Origin of the sequence: Mycobacterium sp. TY815 (genome assembly GCF_030755135.1) — a bacterium.
Lineage (GTDB): Bacteria > Actinomycetota > Actinomycetes > Mycobacteriales > Mycobacteriaceae > Mycobacterium.
Genome location: NZ_JAUFRX010000001.1, coordinates 3,552,311 through 3,567,515, shown reverse-complemented (window position 1 = coordinate 3,567,515; position 15,205 = coordinate 3,552,311). Strand labels below are relative to the sequence as shown.

The 15,205-nt window shown below is 68.4% G+C and carries 15 protein-coding genes; 8 read left to right on the top strand and 7 right to left on the bottom strand.

Annotation, left to right across the window (positions count from 1 at the left end):
• The 3 genes from QXK92_RS15465 to QXK92_RS15455 are packed head-to-tail and all read right to left on the bottom strand — an operon-like array spanning window position 1 to window position 2,470.
• Complete coding sequence (locus QXK92_RS15465; RefSeq protein WP_306242588.1) at window positions 1–1,062, bottom strand: LmeA family phospholipid-binding protein; 1,062 nt, start codon at window positions 1,060–1,062, stop codon at window positions 1–3.
• A complete protein-coding gene (locus QXK92_RS15460) occupies window positions 1,059–1,889 on the bottom strand; it encodes a carbon-nitrogen hydrolase family protein (RefSeq protein ID WP_306242586.1) in 831 nt (276 codons plus the stop codon). Before QXK92_RS15460 ends, QXK92_RS15465 begins: the two co-directional genes overlap by 4 nt.
• A gap of 29 nt (window positions 1,890–1,918) precedes the next feature.
• A complete protein-coding gene (locus tag QXK92_RS15455) occupies window positions 1,919–2,470 on the bottom strand; it encodes a DUF2505 domain-containing protein (RefSeq protein ID WP_306242583.1) in 552 nt (183 codons plus the stop codon).
• Window positions 2,471–2,511: 41 nt separating this feature from the next.
• Here QXK92_RS15455 and QXK92_RS15450 point away from each other — a divergent pair, with 41 nt between their 5' ends.
• Both QXK92_RS15450 and QXK92_RS15445 read left to right on the top strand, forming a co-directional pair.
• Complete coding sequence (locus QXK92_RS15450) at window positions 2,512–3,606, top strand: UDP-N-acetylmuramate dehydrogenase (RefSeq protein WP_306242581.1); 1,095 nt, start codon at window positions 2,512–2,514, stop codon at window positions 3,604–3,606.
• Between the two features lie 43 nt (window positions 3,607–3,649).
• The gene (locus QXK92_RS15445; RefSeq protein ID WP_306242579.1) at window positions 3,650–5,047 is read left to right on the top strand and encodes an Ig-like domain-containing protein; all 1,398 of its coding nucleotides are present in this window, start codon (window positions 3,650–3,652) and stop codon (window positions 5,045–5,047) included.
• Here QXK92_RS15445 and QXK92_RS15440 read toward each other — a convergent pair.
• Window positions 5,025–5,783, bottom strand: coding sequence for an SDR family oxidoreductase (locus QXK92_RS15440; RefSeq protein WP_306242577.1), 759 nt, complete (start codon window positions 5,781–5,783; stop codon window positions 5,025–5,027). The two genes, QXK92_RS15445 and QXK92_RS15440, sit on opposite strands and share 23 nt — an antisense overlap.
• Before the next feature lie 181 nt (window positions 5,784–5,964).
• On the opposite strand from QXK92_RS15440, the gene QXK92_RS15435 reads away from it, so the two are divergent.
• The 6 genes from QXK92_RS15435 to regX all read left to right on the top strand — a co-directional run bounded on the left by QXK92_RS15435 (window position 5,965) and on the right by regX (window position 12,012).
• The gene (locus QXK92_RS15435; protein ID WP_306242575.1) at window positions 5,965–7,281 is read left to right on the top strand and encodes an ROK family transcriptional regulator; all 1,317 of its coding nucleotides are present in this window, start codon (window positions 5,965–5,967) and stop codon (window positions 7,279–7,281) included.
• Window positions 7,282–7,346: 65 nt separating this feature from the next.
• Entirely contained in the window at window positions 7,347–8,666 is a 1,320-nt protein-coding gene (mshA, locus tag QXK92_RS15430; protein WP_306242574.1) for a D-inositol-3-phosphate glycosyltransferase, read from the top strand.
• Window positions 8,663–9,187, top strand: a complete 525-nt coding sequence (locus QXK92_RS15425; RefSeq protein WP_306242572.1) for a YbjN domain-containing protein — start codon at window positions 8,663–8,665, stop codon at window positions 9,185–9,187. The genes mshA and QXK92_RS15425 overlap by 4 nt, the downstream gene beginning before the upstream one ends.
• Window positions 9,188–9,209: 22 nt before the next feature.
• Window positions 9,210–9,965 carry a phosphoglyceromutase gene (locus tag QXK92_RS15420; RefSeq protein ID WP_306242569.1) on the top strand — a complete coding sequence of 252 codons (756 nt, stop codon included), beginning with the start codon at window positions 9,210–9,212 and terminating at the stop codon, window positions 9,963–9,965.
• A gap of 134 nt (window positions 9,966–10,099) precedes the next feature.
• Window positions 10,100–11,329 (top strand): cell wall metabolism sensor histidine kinase WalK, encoded by a 1,230-nt coding sequence (locus QXK92_RS15415; RefSeq protein WP_306242567.1) that lies wholly within the window; start codon window positions 10,100–10,102, stop codon window positions 11,327–11,329.
• A complete protein-coding gene (gene regX, locus QXK92_RS15410) occupies window positions 11,329–12,012 on the top strand; it encodes a two-component sensory transduction protein RegX (protein WP_306242565.1) in 684 nt (227 codons plus the stop codon). Before QXK92_RS15415 ends, regX begins: the two co-directional genes overlap by 1 nt.
• Here the strand turns inward: regX and QXK92_RS15405 are convergent.
• Genes QXK92_RS15405 through QXK92_RS15395 form a run of 3 tightly spaced genes read right to left on the bottom strand, consistent with a single transcriptional unit; the run spans window position 12,009 to window position 15,171 of the window.
• On the bottom strand, window positions 12,009–13,886 hold the full coding sequence (locus QXK92_RS15405; protein ID WP_306242563.1) for a GMC family oxidoreductase: 1,878 nt from the start codon (window positions 13,884–13,886) through the stop codon (window positions 12,009–12,011). The genes regX and QXK92_RS15405 overlap by 4 nt on opposite strands.
• Window positions 13,883–14,224, bottom strand: coding sequence for a hypothetical protein (locus QXK92_RS15400; RefSeq protein ID WP_306242562.1), 342 nt, complete (start codon window positions 14,222–14,224; stop codon window positions 13,883–13,885). The genes QXK92_RS15405 and QXK92_RS15400 overlap by 4 nt, the downstream gene beginning before the upstream one ends.
• On the bottom strand, window positions 14,221–15,171 hold the full coding sequence (locus QXK92_RS15395; protein ID WP_306242560.1) for a hypothetical protein: 951 nt from the start codon (window positions 15,169–15,171) through the stop codon (window positions 14,221–14,223). The genes QXK92_RS15400 and QXK92_RS15395 overlap by 4 nt, the downstream gene beginning before the upstream one ends.
• Window positions 15,172–15,205: the final 34 nt, after the last annotated feature.

Below are 15,205 nucleotides of genomic sequence, written 5' to 3'. Positions count from 1 at the left end.
TTACAGATCGGCCAGGCAGGGGTCGGTGTTGCCGGTCGGGATGGTGGCGTTGCGGGCGGCGAACTTGGCCACCACGCCGGTGTCGGTGACTTCGATGCTCTCCGCCTTGACACCGAGCGGGTAATTCTTGGTCAAACTCGAGGTGTAGTCGTTCAGCGTCGACTGCACGGACTCCTTGGGCAGCGAGAAGCCCAGCGTGTTGAAACTGACGATCTGCAGCTCGATGCCGCCATTGGCGGTCACCACCGGCTTGGCGACGATGTCGTTGAGCATGCCCTTGAGTTCGACGGTGTTGTCCTTGGGGTGGGTGACCACGCTGCTGGTGACGAATTCACCCAGAATCGGGATCGCGTTCTGCACCGACTCCTTGATGCCCTGGGCGGTCCAGGTGATCGTGGCGTCCAGCGCGCCGATCGTGCCCTTGGAATCGGGCTTGTTCTCGATGTTGACGTCCTGGATGTTGAGCTGCAGCTTCATGCCCTTGGCGTCGCGGATCTGGTTACCGGCCGTCTCGATCTTGATGTTGGTGTAATGGTCGGTGGCCACCTGCCACAACACCAGCGGCGTCACCCCGAACGACGCGGTGGCCTGGTCCTTCACCACGCATGCGGTCGCCGCTGCGACCTTGTTGTTGGCCTCATGGCGGACGTAGAGCTCGGCGCCGATCAAACCCGCGATCACCAGCGAGAACACGATGATCAGGACCAGCAGGATGGCCAGCGGGTCGCGCCTCGAGCGCTTCTTCTTCTTGACCTCGCCGGCCTCGTCTGTCGGCTGCGCGATCGGTGTGGTGCGGTCACCGCCGGGCATGGGTGGCGGAGTGGGGGTTATCCGCCGGGTGTCGGCGCTCGCGGCGGCCATGTGGTCGGTGGCCTCAGCCTGTTGCGACGGCGGCGGCGGAGTGGACGGCGGCTGCTGTCCTAGTCCTCCGCGCGGGTCGCCGGGATGCAGTCGCCCGGTTGAGGGATCCGCGGGGGCCGGCGGCCGGCCCAGTGGTCCCTGGTCGCCCGGACGCGCCCATCCTGATGGGCCTTCGTTGCGTGGTCCCTGCGGAGTCGTCACGTTCGCGATTCTGCCCTATCGATATGAATGAAGTCGGAGCGGTTGCGCAGCACCCCGATGCTGTCCCGGGCCTTCGCGATTTTGTCGAGGTCGAGGTCCGCGAGAATCAGTTGCGGCTCTGAGCCGGCAGACGCCTCGACTTCCCCCCACGGCGACGCCACCAGGCTGCCTCCGACGCCCGTGGGCGCCCCCGAACGGCTCACGGCGTCGCCCGGGTCGGCCTGGCCGGCGGCGATGACGAAGCAGGTCGAATCCAATGCCCGCGCGCGGGCCAGCAGCGTCCACTGCTCGAGTTTGCCCGGTCCGGAGCCCCAGGACGCGCACACCACAATCAGCTCGGCGCCGCGGTCGGCCAACTCGGTGTAGAGCGCGGGAAATCGAATGTCGTAGCACAGCGTCAGACCCACCCGGACGCCGTCGACCTCGATCACCACCGGTTGCAACCCGGGCGCCACGGTGCGCGATTCGGTGAATCCGAATGCGTCGTAGAGGTGAATCTTGTCGTAATGTGCGTCCGGCTCGTTGGGCGTGCCGGGCCCGGCCGCGATCAGGGTGTTGGTGATCCGGCCGTCGCCGGACGGTGCGAACATGCCCGCGACCACGGTGATGCCGGTGTCTGCGGCGATCCGTCGGACCCCGTCGGCCCATGGGCCGTCGACCGGCTCGGCGATGGGCGCCAACGGGACCCCGAACCGGCACATGGTGGCTTCCGGGAACACCACCAGGCGGGCGCCGCCGTCTGCGGCGCGCTGGGCGTAGTCGCGCACCAGCTGCAGATTTGCGGCGGGGTCGGTGCCGCTGAGAATCTGGGCCACAGCGATTCGCATGAACGCCAGCTTAGGCAACCGGAGGGTGGTCAGCCGGTCCCGTTGCGCGACGTAGCTTCGCCCCCGTTGGTCAGCCACAGCGTGGTGAAGCGCTGCTCGATGGTCACCAGCTGGCCGAGTTCGTTGCCGATGATGCGCTCCAGCTTTCCGCCGATGAAGGGGACGCGTACCTGGATGGTGAGCTGCAGCGTCATCCGGGCCTTGCCGGATTCGGCGACCGGCTGTAGCAGCGCCGTACCCCACAGGTTGACCGGCGCACCGACGATCGATCCGGCGATGGACGCGGTCGCGATGCCGTCCCGGATGGGGCCCCATGATTCCTCGCGCCGCACGCACAGGTCGCCTCGGTGCAGCTGCGTGACCAGCGCGGGCAGGTTCTGACTGAGCATCGTCTGATGCGTGATGACCTCAATGGTGCCGTCATCGCCGGACTCGCCACCGATTCGCATCGACTCCAAGCTGGCAACGTCGACCGGGGTTTCGGCGAGCCGTCCCTCCCAATAAGCCAAGTCATGGAAGGCCTGGTGGACGTCTCGGACGGTGCCCTCGTAGTCGGCCGACATGTCGAATGAACGCGGCATAACAGAAAACGCTACCGTTACGGGGCCATGAAACGGAGCACATGAAGCGGGAAGTCGGATCGTTATTTGCCGGCGCGCACGTGGCGGAGTCGGTGCCGCTTGCGCCGTTGACCACGCTGCGGGTGGGTCCAGTGGCGCGGCGCGTAATCACCTGTGACAGCAGCGATCAGGTGATCGCCGTGTTGCGGGCGCTGGATTCGCAAGCTCACGGCTCGGATGGTGGCCCCGTCTTGGTGTTTGCTGGCGGCTCTAATCTGGTGATCGGCGATGGGCTGGCGGACCTCACCGTGGTCCGGTTGGCCAACACCGGCATCGACGTCGACGGCACCCTGGTGCGCGCCGGAGCGGGTGCGGTGTGGGACGACGTGGTGGTGCGGTCCATCGAACACGGCCTGGGCGGGCTGGAGTGCCTGTCGGGCATCCCCGGCTCGGCCGGGGCGACGCCGGTGCAGAACGTCGGTGCGTACGGCGTGGAGGTGTCGGACACCATCACCCGGGTCAGGCTGCTGGATCGGCACAGCGGCGAGGTGCGCTGGGTGCCCGCCGAGGAGTTGCGGTTCGGGTACCGCACCAGCGTGCTCAAGCGGGCCGACGGGCTCGAGCTGCCCGCCATCGTGCTGGACGTCGAGTTCGCGCTGGATGGCTCCGGCCGCAGCGCGCCGTTGCGCTACGCGGAGCTGACCGCGGCGCTGGGTGTCGCCGCCGGGGAGCGCAGCGACCCCCGTTCGGTTCGCGAGGCGGTGCTGGCGCTGCGCGCCCGCAAGGGAATGGTGCTCGACGCCGACGATCACGACACCTGGAGCGTGGGCTCGTTCTTCACCAACCCGGTGGTCGCGCCGGAGGACTACGCGCGGCTGGCGGCAGCGACCGCGGGGCCGGTCCCGAACTACCCGGCGCCGGACGGGGTCAAGCTGGCCGCGGGCTGGCTGGTGGAACGCGCCGGTTTCGGGAAAGGGTTTCCCGGCGAGGACGCGCCGTGCCGGCTGTCCACCAAGCACGCCCTCGCTCTCACCAACCGCGGAAATGCCACCGCGGAGGACGTGATAGTACTGGCGCGCACCGTTCGTGACGGAGTTCGTGACGTGTTTGGTATCACACTGGAACCCGAGCCTGTCCTGGTCGGATGCGCGTTGTAGCTGTTATTTTCGGGCGCGAGACATCCCGCTATGCATCTTCGCAGTGGGGGAGAGGGCATCTCGCCCGGTATCTTTGTCGTTTGTGACCACCTCCAGCACCCCTTCGAGCCAGGGGCCGATCAATCGGCGCGCGGCTCTGGCGGCTATCGGCCTCGGGGTGTTCGCGCCGAGCGTCCTGGCCGCGTGTGCGGGCGGCAAGATCACTCCGCAGTCCGAGAAGAAGCCGCCGGCTGCGCCCAAGCTGACCTACCAGCCGGCGAACGCCACCGAAGATGTGGTGCCCATCGCGCCGATCAGCGTCACGGTCACCGACGGGTGGTTCCAGAAGGTCGCCCTGACGAACTCGGCGGGAAAGCCCGTCGCGGGCACGTTCAACCAGGACCGCACCGTGTTCATGACGACCGAGCCGCTGGGCTACGACACCACCTATAACTGGAGTGGGTCGGCCGTGGGCCACGACGGCAAGACCATCCCGGTGGCGGGCAAGTTCATCACCGTGACGCCGAAGAAGAAGATCGACGGCGGCTTCCAGCTGGCCGACGGCCAGACCGTCGGGGTCGCTGCACCCATCATCATCCAGTTCGACTCACCGATCAGCGACAAGGCCGCCGTCGAGCGGGCGCTGACCATCAAGACCAACCCGCCGGTCGAGGGCAGCTGGGCGTGGTTGCCCGATGAGTCCCAGGGCGCCCGCATCCACTACCGGCCGCGCGAGTACTACCCGGCCGGTACCACCGTCAACGTCGACGCGAAGTTTTACGGGTTGCCGTTCGGCGACGGTGCCTACGGGCTGCAGGACATGTCGCTGAATATCCAGATCGGCCGTCGGCAGGTCGTGAAGGCGGAGGTCTCCTCGCACCGGATCCAGGTGGTCACCGACGCCGGCGTGATCATGGACTTCCCGTGCAGCTACGGCGAGGCCGACAAGGCCCGCAACGTCACCCGCAACGGTATCCACGTAGTCACCGAGAAATACGCCGACTTCTACATGTCCAATCCCGCCGCCGGTTACAGCAACGTGCACGAGCGCTGGGCGGTGCGGATCTCCAACAACGGCGAGTTCATCCACGCCAACCCGTCGAGTGCCGGTGCCCAGGGCAACAGCAACGTGACCAACGGTTGTATCAACCTGTCGACGGCCGACGCCGCGGAGTACTTCCCGACGGCGATGTACGGCGACCCGGTCGAGGTGACCGGCAGCTCCATCCAGCTCTCCTACGCCGACGGCGACATCTGGGACTGGGCAGTGGACTGGGACACCTGGTTGTCGATGTCGGCGCTGCCGGCGCCGTCGGGACGCGCTCCGGGCACCCAGATCCCCGTCACGGCGCCGGCCACCCCGTCAACGGCGCCCAGCCTCTCGGGCACCCCGACGACCCCGACGACGACCACCACGACGACGACCAGTACGACCGCGCCTAGTTCTGGGCCAGGTGGTTGAACTTCCGGGTTGCCGAAGCCTGGTCTCTGGGCCGGATGATGATCTGGTCCAGGTTCACGTGTGGGGGCCTCGATGCCACGAACCCGATGACCTCGGCGACGTCGGCGGCCACCAGCGGCGTCATCCCCGTGTAGACAGCATCCGCGCGTTGCTCGTCGCCGTCGAACCGAACCAGCGAGAATTCGGTCTCCACCGCGCCGGGGGCAATCTCGGTGAGCCGCACCGGCTTTCCCAGTAGTTCCCCGCGCAGCGTGCGGTGCAGGGCGCCCTGCGCGTGCTTGGCTGCCGTGTAGCCCGCCCCGCCGTCGTAAATCTCAAGCGCCGCAATCGAAGTCACGGTGACGATCAGTCCGTCGCCGGACTGGATCAGTTTCGGCAGCAGGGCCCGGGTGATTCGCAGGGTGCCCAGCACGTTGGTCTCCCACATCCAGCGCCAGTGCTCCATGTCGGCATCCGCGACCGGGGCCAGACCCTTGGCGCCGCCGGCGTTGTTGACCAGCACGTCGACCCGGTCAAGTCCGCTGGCCAACGCTGCCACGTCATCGTCTTTTGTGACGTCGGCCACAACGCCGGTGCCACCGATCTCGGTCGCCAGTGCGTGGATCCGGTCTGCCCGGCGTGCCACTGCAACCACATGAAAGCCTTGTGCGGCAAGGACTTTCGCAGTGGCCTCGCCGATCCCGGAACTGGCTCCGGTCACCACGGCGACGGGTTTCTGCGGGTCGGGGGAACTCATCGGGACAACTCTAATAAACGTGCTAAATTTTCGGTGTGTACTGCAGTGCCTCGTTCCGCACGACGACCGCGTGTCTCCACGCGGGCGCGTGTTGTTGTCGCGCACTTTGCCGCGCCTGAACTGACGCAAGTCGCGGGTGTGGCCAGGGACCCGGCCATAGGAACTCGTAAAAGGACTGCCAGTGCACTCGACTACTCTCACCCACCAATCGCACAGCCGCACGGGGCTTAACGAACCGTTGCGGGCATACCGCCAGGTCGTGCCTCCGGCGTTGCACCTGTCGGACTCCGCCGCGGCGTCGGTGTTTCGCGCCGTACGGTTGCGCGGACCCGTCGGCCGCGACGTCATCGCCAACGTCACCTCGCTGAGCATCGCCACGGTGAACCGCCAGGTCATCGCGTTGCTCGATGCCGGGCTCCTGCGTGAACGCGCCGACTTGGCGGTCTCCGGAGCGATCGGGCGTCCGCGGGTTCCGGTGGAGGTGAACCACGAGCCCTTCGTCACCCTCGGCATTCACATCGGTGCGCGCACCACCAGCATCGTGGCCACCGACCTGTTCGGCCGCACGCTGGACACAGTCGAGACTCCGACGCCACTCAACGCCGCGGGCTCCGCGCTGACGTCGCTGTCGCACAGCGCCAGTCGCTATCTGCGCCGCTGGCACCGGCGGCGCGCGTTGTGGGCCGGCGTGGCGATCGGCGGCACCGTGGACAGCGCAACCGGTCTGGTGGACCACCCCCGACTGGGCTGGCGGCAGGCTCCTGTCGGGCCGGTGCTGGCCGATGCGCTCGGCCTGCCGGTCTCGGTGGCGTCCCACGTGGACGCCATGGCGGGCGCCGAACTGCTGCTGGGAATGCGCAGATTCGCGCCCGGTACGTCGACCAGCCTGTACGTGTACGCCCGTGAAACTGTGGGCTATGCGCTGGTGATCGACGGGCGCGTGCATTGCCCGGCGAGTGGGCCGGGCACCATTGCGCCGCTGCCGGTGCAATCGGAGTTGCTGGGCGGTTCGGGACAGCTGGAAGCCACGGTCAGCGACGAGGCGGTGCTGGCCGCCGCCCGTCGGCTCCGGATCCTGCCTGGGGTGGCTCCCGCCAACCGTCCCGGTGCCTCGACGACCGCGATGGCGGACCTGCTGCGGGTGGCGCGGGCCGGCAACGAGCAGGCCAGGGAACTGTTGTCGGAGCGGGCGCGGGTGCTCGGCGGGGCAGTGGCGCTGCTGCGCGACATGCTCAATCCCGACGAAGTGGTGGTCGGCGGTCAGGCGTTCACGGAATATCCCGAGGGCATGGCGGAGGTCGAGGCCGCCTTCACCGAGCGTTCGGTGCTGGCGCCGCGCGACATCCGCGTCACGGCCTTCGGTAACCGCGTGCAGGAGGCCGGGGCGGGAATCGTCTCACTGGACGGGCTGTATGCCGACCCGCTGGGCGCGATGCGCCGCTCGGGAGCGCTGGGTAGCCGGCTCGTCGACTCCGAGCCCACGGCCATCGCCAAATAGGCGTCTGATCTGCCCAAGTCATGCGCGTGGGCTGACGCCGCGGTGCGTGCTGTAAAGATGACAGTGTGCGGTACGACGACGAACCACGCCGGGTTGCCCTGCTCGCGGTGCACACCTCCCCGCTGGCGCAGCCCGGCACCGGTGACGCCGGCGGCCTGAACGTCTACGTGCTGCAAAGCGCGCTACATCTCGCCAAGCGCGGCATCGAGGTGGAAATCTTCACCCGGGCCACCGCCTCGGCGGACCCACCGGTGGTGCGAGCCGCGCCCGGCGTGCTGGTCCGCAACGTGGTAGCCGGGCCGTTCGAGGGTCTCGATAAGTACGACCTGCCGACCCAGCTGTGCGCCTTCGCCGCGGGCGTGCTGCGCGCCGAGGCCGCGCATGAACCGGGTTATTACGACATCGTCCACTCGCACTACTGGCTGTCCGGTCAGGTCGGCTGGTTGGCGCGTGACCGGTGGGCGGTTCCGTTGGTGCACACGGCGCACACGCTGGCCGCGGTGAAGAACGCGGCGCTCGCCGCGGGCGACACCGCCGAGCCGCCGCTGCGGACGGTCGGCGAGCAGCAGGTCGTCGACGAGGCGGACCGGCTCATCGTGAACACCGAAGACGAAGCGCGCCAACTGATCTCGTTGCACCGCGCGGATCCGGCCCGGATCGACGTGGTGCATCCCGGCGTGGACCTGGAAGTTTTTCGGCCGGGCGACCGCACGGCTGCCCGGGCCGCACTGGGACTGGCGCTCGACGAGCCGGTGGTGGCCTTCGTGGGGCGCATCCAGCCGCTGAAGGCGCCCGACATCGTGCTGCGTGCGGCCGCGCGACTGCCGGGGGTGCGCATCATCGTGGCCGGTGGGCCCTCCGGTAGCGGGCTGGCGTCTCCCGACGGCTTGGCGCACCTGGCCGAGGAACTCGGTATCGCCTCGCGGGTGACGTTCCTGCCCCCGCAGTCCCGCTCGGATCTGGCCACCTTGTTCCACGCGGCCGACCTGGTTGCGGTGCCCAGCTATTCGGAGTCGTTCGGCTTGGTGGCGGTCGAGGCGCAGGCCTGCGGGACGCCGGTGGTCGCCGCCGCGGTCGGCGGGTTGCCGGTCGCGGTGCGTGACGGCGTTACCGGCACGCTGGTCGCCGGGCACGAGGTGGGGCAGTGGGCGGACGCGATCGACCACCTGCTGCGGGTCAGCGCCGGCCCGCAGGGCTGGGTGATGAGCAGGGCGGCGGCCAAGCATGCCGCGACGTTCTCCTGGGAGAACACCACCGACGCGCTGCTGGCCAGCTATCGGCGCGCGATCGACGATTTCAGCGCGGGACGTCAGCGCCGGGTGCGTGAGCTTGTCGCCAAACGCAAGCCCCGTCGTTGGACCGCACGTCGGGGGGTGGGTGCATGACCGCGGAAGTCCAGCGGATCATCGAAGACGCGCTGCAGGCCAGCGAGTTGAGGTATTCCAAGCACGACGGCGCGCGCGGCGGCCTCCCGGGGATCATCGTCGAGTTGCCCGGTGAGCGCAGGCTCAAGACGAACACGATCCTGAGCATCGGCGAGCATTCGGTGCGGGTGGAGGCGTTCGTGTGCCGCAAGCCCGATGAGAACCACGAGGGCGTCTACCGGTTCCTGCTCAAGCGCAACCGCCGGCTCTACGGCGTCGCCTACACCCTCGACAAAGTCGGCGACATTTACCTCGTCGGCCGGATGTCGCTGGCCTCCGTGGACTCCGAGGAGATCGACCGCGTGCTGGGTCAGGTGCTGGAGGCGGTGGATACCGACTTCAACAAGCTGTTGGAGCTGGGCTTTCGATCGTCGATTCAAAAAGAATGGGAATGGCGGGTGTCCCGGGGCGAGTCGCTGAAGAACCTGCAGGCGTTCGCGCATCTGATCGACGACGAAGATGTGAACGGCGACGGAACCTAGGCCCCGTGAGAGACTTTCCCGCATGGGAGACACTGCCACGCTGGTACTGCTGCGCCACGGCGAGAGCGAATGGAACGCCCTCAATCTCTTCACCGGCTGGGTTGACGTCGGCCTGACGGAAAAGGGCCGCGCCGAGGCTGTACGCGGTGGCGAGTTGCTGGCCGAGCAGGGTCTGCTGCCCGATGTGCTCTACACCTCGTTGCTGCGGCGCGCGATCAGTACCGCGCACCTGGCACTGGACGCCGCGGACCGGTTGTGGATCCCGGTGCACCGCAGTTGGCGGCTCAACGAGCGCCACTACGGCGCACTGCAGGGCCTGGACAAGGCCGCGACGAAAGAGCGTTACGGCGAAGAGCAGTTCATGGCCTGGCGGCGCAGCTATGACACGCCGCCGCCGGCCATCGAAAAGGGCAGTAAGTTCAGCCAGGACGCCGACCCCCGTTATGCCAACATCGGCGGCGGGCCGCTCACCGAATGCCTCGCCGACGTGGTGGCCCGGTTCCTGCCCTACTACACCGACGTCATCGTTCCGGATCTGCGCACCGGGAAGACGGTGCTCATCGCGGCGCACGGCAATTCGCTGCGGGCGCTGGTCAAGTACCTCGACCAGATGTCCGACGACGACGTCGTCGGGTTGAACATCCCGACAGGCATACCGCTTCGCTACGACCTCGACGCTGACCTGCGCCCAAAGGTCCCTGGTGGGACCTATCTGGACCCGGAGGCCGCCGCCGCCGGAGCCGCGGCGGTGGCCAGCCAGGGCGCGGCGAAAGGCTGATTGCGGCCCGCGACGAACGGTTTGCTGAACATCGCGTTAACGGCAGCGGAACACCTGTGCCGCGGCGTGTGACTTGTCCGGAATTAGCCGTGCTCCGCTAGGGCAGAGTTCACCCGATTTGTAGGATTTTGTATGTGACTGTGTTCTCGGCACTGTTGCTGGCCGGGGTTTTATCCGGGCTGGCACTGGCCGTAGGCATCGTGGTGGGAGCCCGGGTCTCGCGGCAGGCGGGGGGGAACCGCCAGCGTGCCGCCACCGACTGGACGGGTATCACCGTCGCCCAGATGCTGCAGCGAATCGTCGCCCTGATGCCCATGGGTGCCGCGGTGGTCGATACCCACCGCGACGTCGTGTACCTCAACGATCGCGCCAAGGAACTCGGTCTGGTGCGAGACCGCCAGCTCGACGACGCCGCATGGAAGGCCGCGCAGCAGGCACTGAGCGGCGACGACGTGGAGTTCGACCTGGCACCGGTCAAGCGACCGGGAGGCCGGTCCGGACTGTCGGTGCACGGACACGCCCGGTTGCTCAGCGAGGAAGACCGCAGGTTCGCGGTGGTATTCGTGCACGACCAATCCGACTACGCGCGCATGGAGGCGACCCGGCGCGACTTCGTGGCCAACGTCAGCCACGAGCTCAAGACTCCGGTCGGTGCCATGACGCTGCTGGCCGAAGCGCTGCTGGCCTCTGCCGATGACACCGAGACGGTGCGCCGTTTTGCGGAGAAGGTGCTCATCGAAGCCAACCGCCTGGGCGACATGGTCGCCGAGCTGATCGAGCTGTCGCGCCTGCAGGGCGCCGAGCGGTTGTCCAACGTGACGGACGTGGATGTCGACACCGTGGTGTCCGAGGCGATCTCGCGGCACAAGGTGGCCGCGGAGAACGCCAACATCGAGATCCGCACCGACGCACCCACCGGTCTGCAGGTGCTGGGCGACCAGACGTTGCTGGTCACGGCGCTGGCGAACCTGGTGTCCAACGCGATCGCCTACTCTCCGCGCGGATCCCTGGTCTCGATCAGCCGGCGCCGGCGCGGCGACAACATCGAGATCGCGGTCACCGACCGCGGGATCGGCATCGCCCTGGAGGACCAGGAGCGGGTGTTCGAGCGCTTCTTCCGCGGCGACAAGGCGCGCTCGCGCGCCACCGGGGGCAGCGGGTTGGGGCTGGCGATCGTCAAGCACGTCGCCGCCAACCACGGCGGCAGCATCGGCGTGTGGAGCAAGCCCGGGACCGGGTCGACGTTCACGCTGTCCATCCCCGCCTTCGGTGCGACTGGCGTGCCGGCCGGCGAAGAACCTGAGCAACTGCTGGGCCGTGACATCAGGTCCAGGGCACAACGAGAGGAAGAACTGAGCCGCTGATGACGAGCGTATTGATTGTGGAAGACGAGGAGTCGTTGGCCGACCCTCTGGCATTTCTGCTGCGCAAGGAGGGCTTCGAGGCCACGGTGGTGACCGACGGGCCCTCGGCCCTGGCCGAGTTCGACCGGTCCGGCGCCGACATCGTGCTCCTGGACCTGATGCTGCCCGGCATGTCGGGAACCGACGTGTGCAAGCAATTGCGTGCCCGCTCGGGTGTGCCGGTGATCATGGTGACCGCCCGCGACAGCGAGATCGACAAAGTCGTCGGGCTGGAGTTGGGCGCCGACGACTACGTGACCAAGCCGTATTCGGCCCGCGAACTGATCGCCCGGATCCGGGCGGTGTTGCGCCGCGGCGGTGATGACGACTCGGAAATCAGCGACGGAATCCTCGAGTCCGGTCCGGTCCGGATGGATGTCGAACGGCACGTCGTCTCGGTGAACGGCGACGCAATCACGTTGCCGCTCAAGGAATTCGACCTGCTGGAATACCTGATGCGCAACAGCGGGCGGGTGTTGACCCGGGGACAGTTGATCGACCGGGTGTGGGGTGCCGACTACGTCGGCGACACCAAGACGCTCGACGTGCACGTCAAGCGCCTGCGCTCCAAGATCGAAGCCGACCCCGCCAATCCGGTGCACCTGGTCACGGTGCGCGGACTGGGCTACAAGCTCGAGGGCTAGCGCGCCGCAACCACCTCGTCGGCAACCGCCAGCGCCAGCGCCATGATCGAGACCTGAGGATTCACCTCCGGACAGCTGGGCAGGATCGACGCGTCGGCCACCCACACGCCGTCGACACCGCGCAGTCGGCCGGCGTTGTCGACCGGGCAAATCTGCTCGTCGGACCCGGCGGCCGCCGTCCCGGTCGGGTGGAAAGCGGCCAGGTGCAGGGCCCGAGGGTTGGTGCGCGCGAGCAGGTCTGCCAGTTCGTCCTCCGACTTGACCGTCATGGCACCGGGCAGACCGGTGAGCACCTCGACCGCGCCGGCGGCGAACAACAGTTTCCCGATGGCCAGCAGCGCCACCTTCAACTTGGCGACATCGGCCGGAGCGATGTCGTAGCGGACAACCGTCTCACCGCGTACCGAGTGCACCGACCCGACGCCCTCGTCGGCCACCATCGCGCCGAAGGTGGCCACCTGAGGCGCCCGGTCGAGCCAGCGCAGCAGCTCCGCGCCGTAGCCCGGGAACACCATGGACCCCATTCCCGGTGGTGTGGAGGTGGCTTCGATCAGCACACCGTCGGATTCATGGAACTCGTGGACCGCCGCGCTCTGCAGCACGCCCCGCCACGCGTACACGTCATCCTCGAACCGTCCGGCCAGCACCGACGCCGGGTGCAGCGCGAGATTGCGGCCCAGCCGCGGGTGTGCACCGATACCGCTGCGGCGCAACAGCATTGGCGTCTCCGTTGCGCCGGCCGCGACGATCACCGTGTCGGCGAGGATGTCGATCGCGGTGCCGTCGGGCCGGCGGGCCCGCACGCCGCGAGCGCGACCACCTTCGACCAGCACCCGCTGCACGCGCGCTTCGGAGATGATGCGCGCCCCGGCGGCGCACGCCTGGGGCAGCGCGTTGAGGTGCACCCCGAATTTGGCGTTGTGCGGACACCCGATGGCGCATTGGCAACACCCGTCACACCCCGGCGCATTGCGCGGAATGGGCGCCGCCTGCCAGCCCAGCGAACCCGCCGCGTCCAGCAGGAGATTTCCGTTGCGGCCCATCACATCCAGCGGCACGGGGGCAACCTGCAGCGTGCTCTCGACCTCGTCGAGGTGCACCCGCAACCGGTCCGGGTCGGCGAAGGCCAGGCCGAACTCGTCGCGCCAGCGTCGCTGCACGGCATCCGGCGGTCGGTAGCAGGTGCCCGAGTTCACCACCGTGGTGCCGCCCACCGCACGTCCCATCGGCAGCACCACCGCCGGGCGTCCCAGCGCGACGGTGGCGCCGGCGCCCCGGTACAGACCGGCGTACCGGTCGATCGGGTGGGTGGTGCGGAACTCCTCGACGGTCCAGCGCCGGCCCTCCTCGAGCACGACGACGCCGCGTCCCGCCCGGGCCAGGGTCCGGGCTGCCATCGCGCCGCCGGCGCCGGATCCGACGATCACCACGTCGGTGGTGACGACGGAGGCACTGTCCACCGAGCGGGTGACGTCCAGAACCGCGTCCGGGCGCACCGCAGCGTCGTCCTGGGCGCGTGACAGCAGTTCTCCCGCATAGGTATCCGCGCCGTTGGCCAGCAGGCTGATCACCTTCATGCCCTCGACCGCGGCGCCCGCTTCGGCGTTCAGCGCCGCGATGCGGTGCAGCACCTGCTCGCGTTCGCCGGGGCCCAGTCGCGCCATCGACCGTCCAGTGGTCAGATAGCTCGCCGCTGCCAGGGAGAACAACCCGGTCCGCACCGCCAGCCGCGAGGTGGCGGGGATGCGCGACAGGTACCGGTCGACGCGCTCGGCGAACTCTGCCGAGGTTGGCCCGCCATGCTCCTGCGGTAGCAGTGCGGTGCCGAAGGACGCTATCGAGGAGCGGCTGACACGATCCGCGAACCTGCTCATGAGCGTGCGGAAACCCGCCGCCCGAGGGCGCGCCCGAGCTTGAGGAAGAACGGGTAGGTGGCGAAGATGCCGCCGGCCGCGGCGTGCGCCGGCCAGTCCAACTCGGTGGTGTCGAGGCTGAAAGCGCCGGAGTTCCACATGAAATCACGGCCGTTCTGCGCGCGGAACGGCCGCCACAGAAAGCCGAGTCCGGGGACGTTGTTGTAGAGGCCGAACGAACCGGCGAAGAACACGCCCAGCACCGCGGCCTCGGCGACGTCGCGGCGCTCGGGGGGCAGCCGCCGCTCGATGAGCATCCCGGAGGCGAACAGCAACGGTGGGTCGAGAGCGAAACTCATGACGGGATCCTTTCGTTGACGGGCGGTGCCTGCTGTCCGCTCAGGCCGACTTCGGCGTGGCCGGTGCCCTGCACCGACCAGCGGCGGTCACCGAACTCGACGTAGACATCGGCCTGCTCGGTGTTGGTGCATACGCAGGTGCCGCCATCGGGATCGGTGTATTGCAGGCTGACGCAACGCTCCGGGGGCTGGTCGACCCGAATCAAGACCGCGTGCCGGCCGATGCGCCCTTCCATCTGCCAGTGCTGCAGATCGAGCGTCGTCCGCATCCGCAGGGACGGCAGAATGCTTGCGGGCCAGTCTTTCCCGTCAATCCGGAAGCGAACGAAGGCCAGCGGGGCGAGCCGGTTCAGCCCGGGTTTGTGCGACACCGCGGTGACTGCTTCCATGACGTCGCCGTCTCCGAGGTCGGCGTGGATCCATCCCCAGCGCTTGGCGTTGCCGTGGCCGTAGATGTGGGCGACGTTGCCACGCCAGCGGTCGACGGCCAGGTCGGCGCCGTCGACGGTCAGTGAACCGGTGAAGTCGGCCGTGGGTGCCAGCACCACCTGGGCGCCTGGCAGCACTTCGCGTTCCCAGGCCACCCGTGGGAACGTCCACAGCGGCGCGGCCGTGTCCTTCCAGGAGAGGTCCCAGGTCAGCGAGCGTGCGCGTCCGGTAAGACGCTGGGGGCCCACCAGGGCGCCGGCGGCCTCGAACCACGTTGTGCCGGTTGCCGGTTGGACGGGTTCAGGCCCGAAGCGCTCGGTGCGCGGCGGTCCCTGCGGCGGGAACAAGGTCACCCAGCCGTGGGCGTAGGGTGCGCCGGCCGTCGGCGCGACCGTTTCGCAGTGCACCCAGAGGCCGGCGTGGGTCACCGGGTCGGAGAGGGTGGCGTACCACACCTCGAGACGTCCTGGCGCGCCGCGCCAGCGCGGCGCCGCTGCCGATCGCATTTCGTCGTCCACTGCATTACCTCCATCGGGACACGCTGCCCGGGGT

Coding starts and splice junctions, on each gene's coding strand:
- QXK92_RS15420 (WP_306242569.1), top strand. CDS start 9,210: ATGGGAGACACTGCCACGCTGGTACTGCTGCGCCACGGCGAGAGCGAA.
- QXK92_RS15425 (WP_306242572.1), top strand. CDS start 8,663: ATGACCGCGGAAGTCCAGCGGATCATCGAAGACGCGCTGCAGGCCAGC.
- QXK92_RS15400 (WP_306242562.1), bottom strand. CDS start 14,224: ATGAGTTTCGCTCTCGACCCACCGTTGCTGTTCGCCTCCGGGATGCTC.
- QXK92_RS15460 (WP_306242586.1), bottom strand. CDS start 1,889: ATGCGAATCGCTGTGGCCCAGATTCTCAGCGGCACCGACCCCGCCGCA.
- QXK92_RS15450 (WP_306242581.1), top strand. CDS start 2,512: ATGAAGCGGGAAGTCGGATCGTTATTTGCCGGCGCGCACGTGGCGGAG.
- regX (WP_306242565.1), top strand. CDS start 11,329: ATGACGAGCGTATTGATTGTGGAAGACGAGGAGTCGTTGGCCGACCCT.
- QXK92_RS15455 (WP_306242583.1), bottom strand. CDS start 2,470: ATGCCGCGTTCATTCGACATGTCGGCCGACTACGAGGGCACCGTCCGA.
- QXK92_RS15405 (WP_306242563.1), bottom strand. CDS start 13,886: ATGAGCAGGTTCGCGGATCGTGTCAGCCGCTCCTCGATAGCGTCCTTC.
- QXK92_RS15440 (WP_306242577.1), bottom strand. CDS start 5,783: ATGAGTTCCCCCGACCCGCAGAAACCCGTCGCCGTGGTGACCGGAGCC.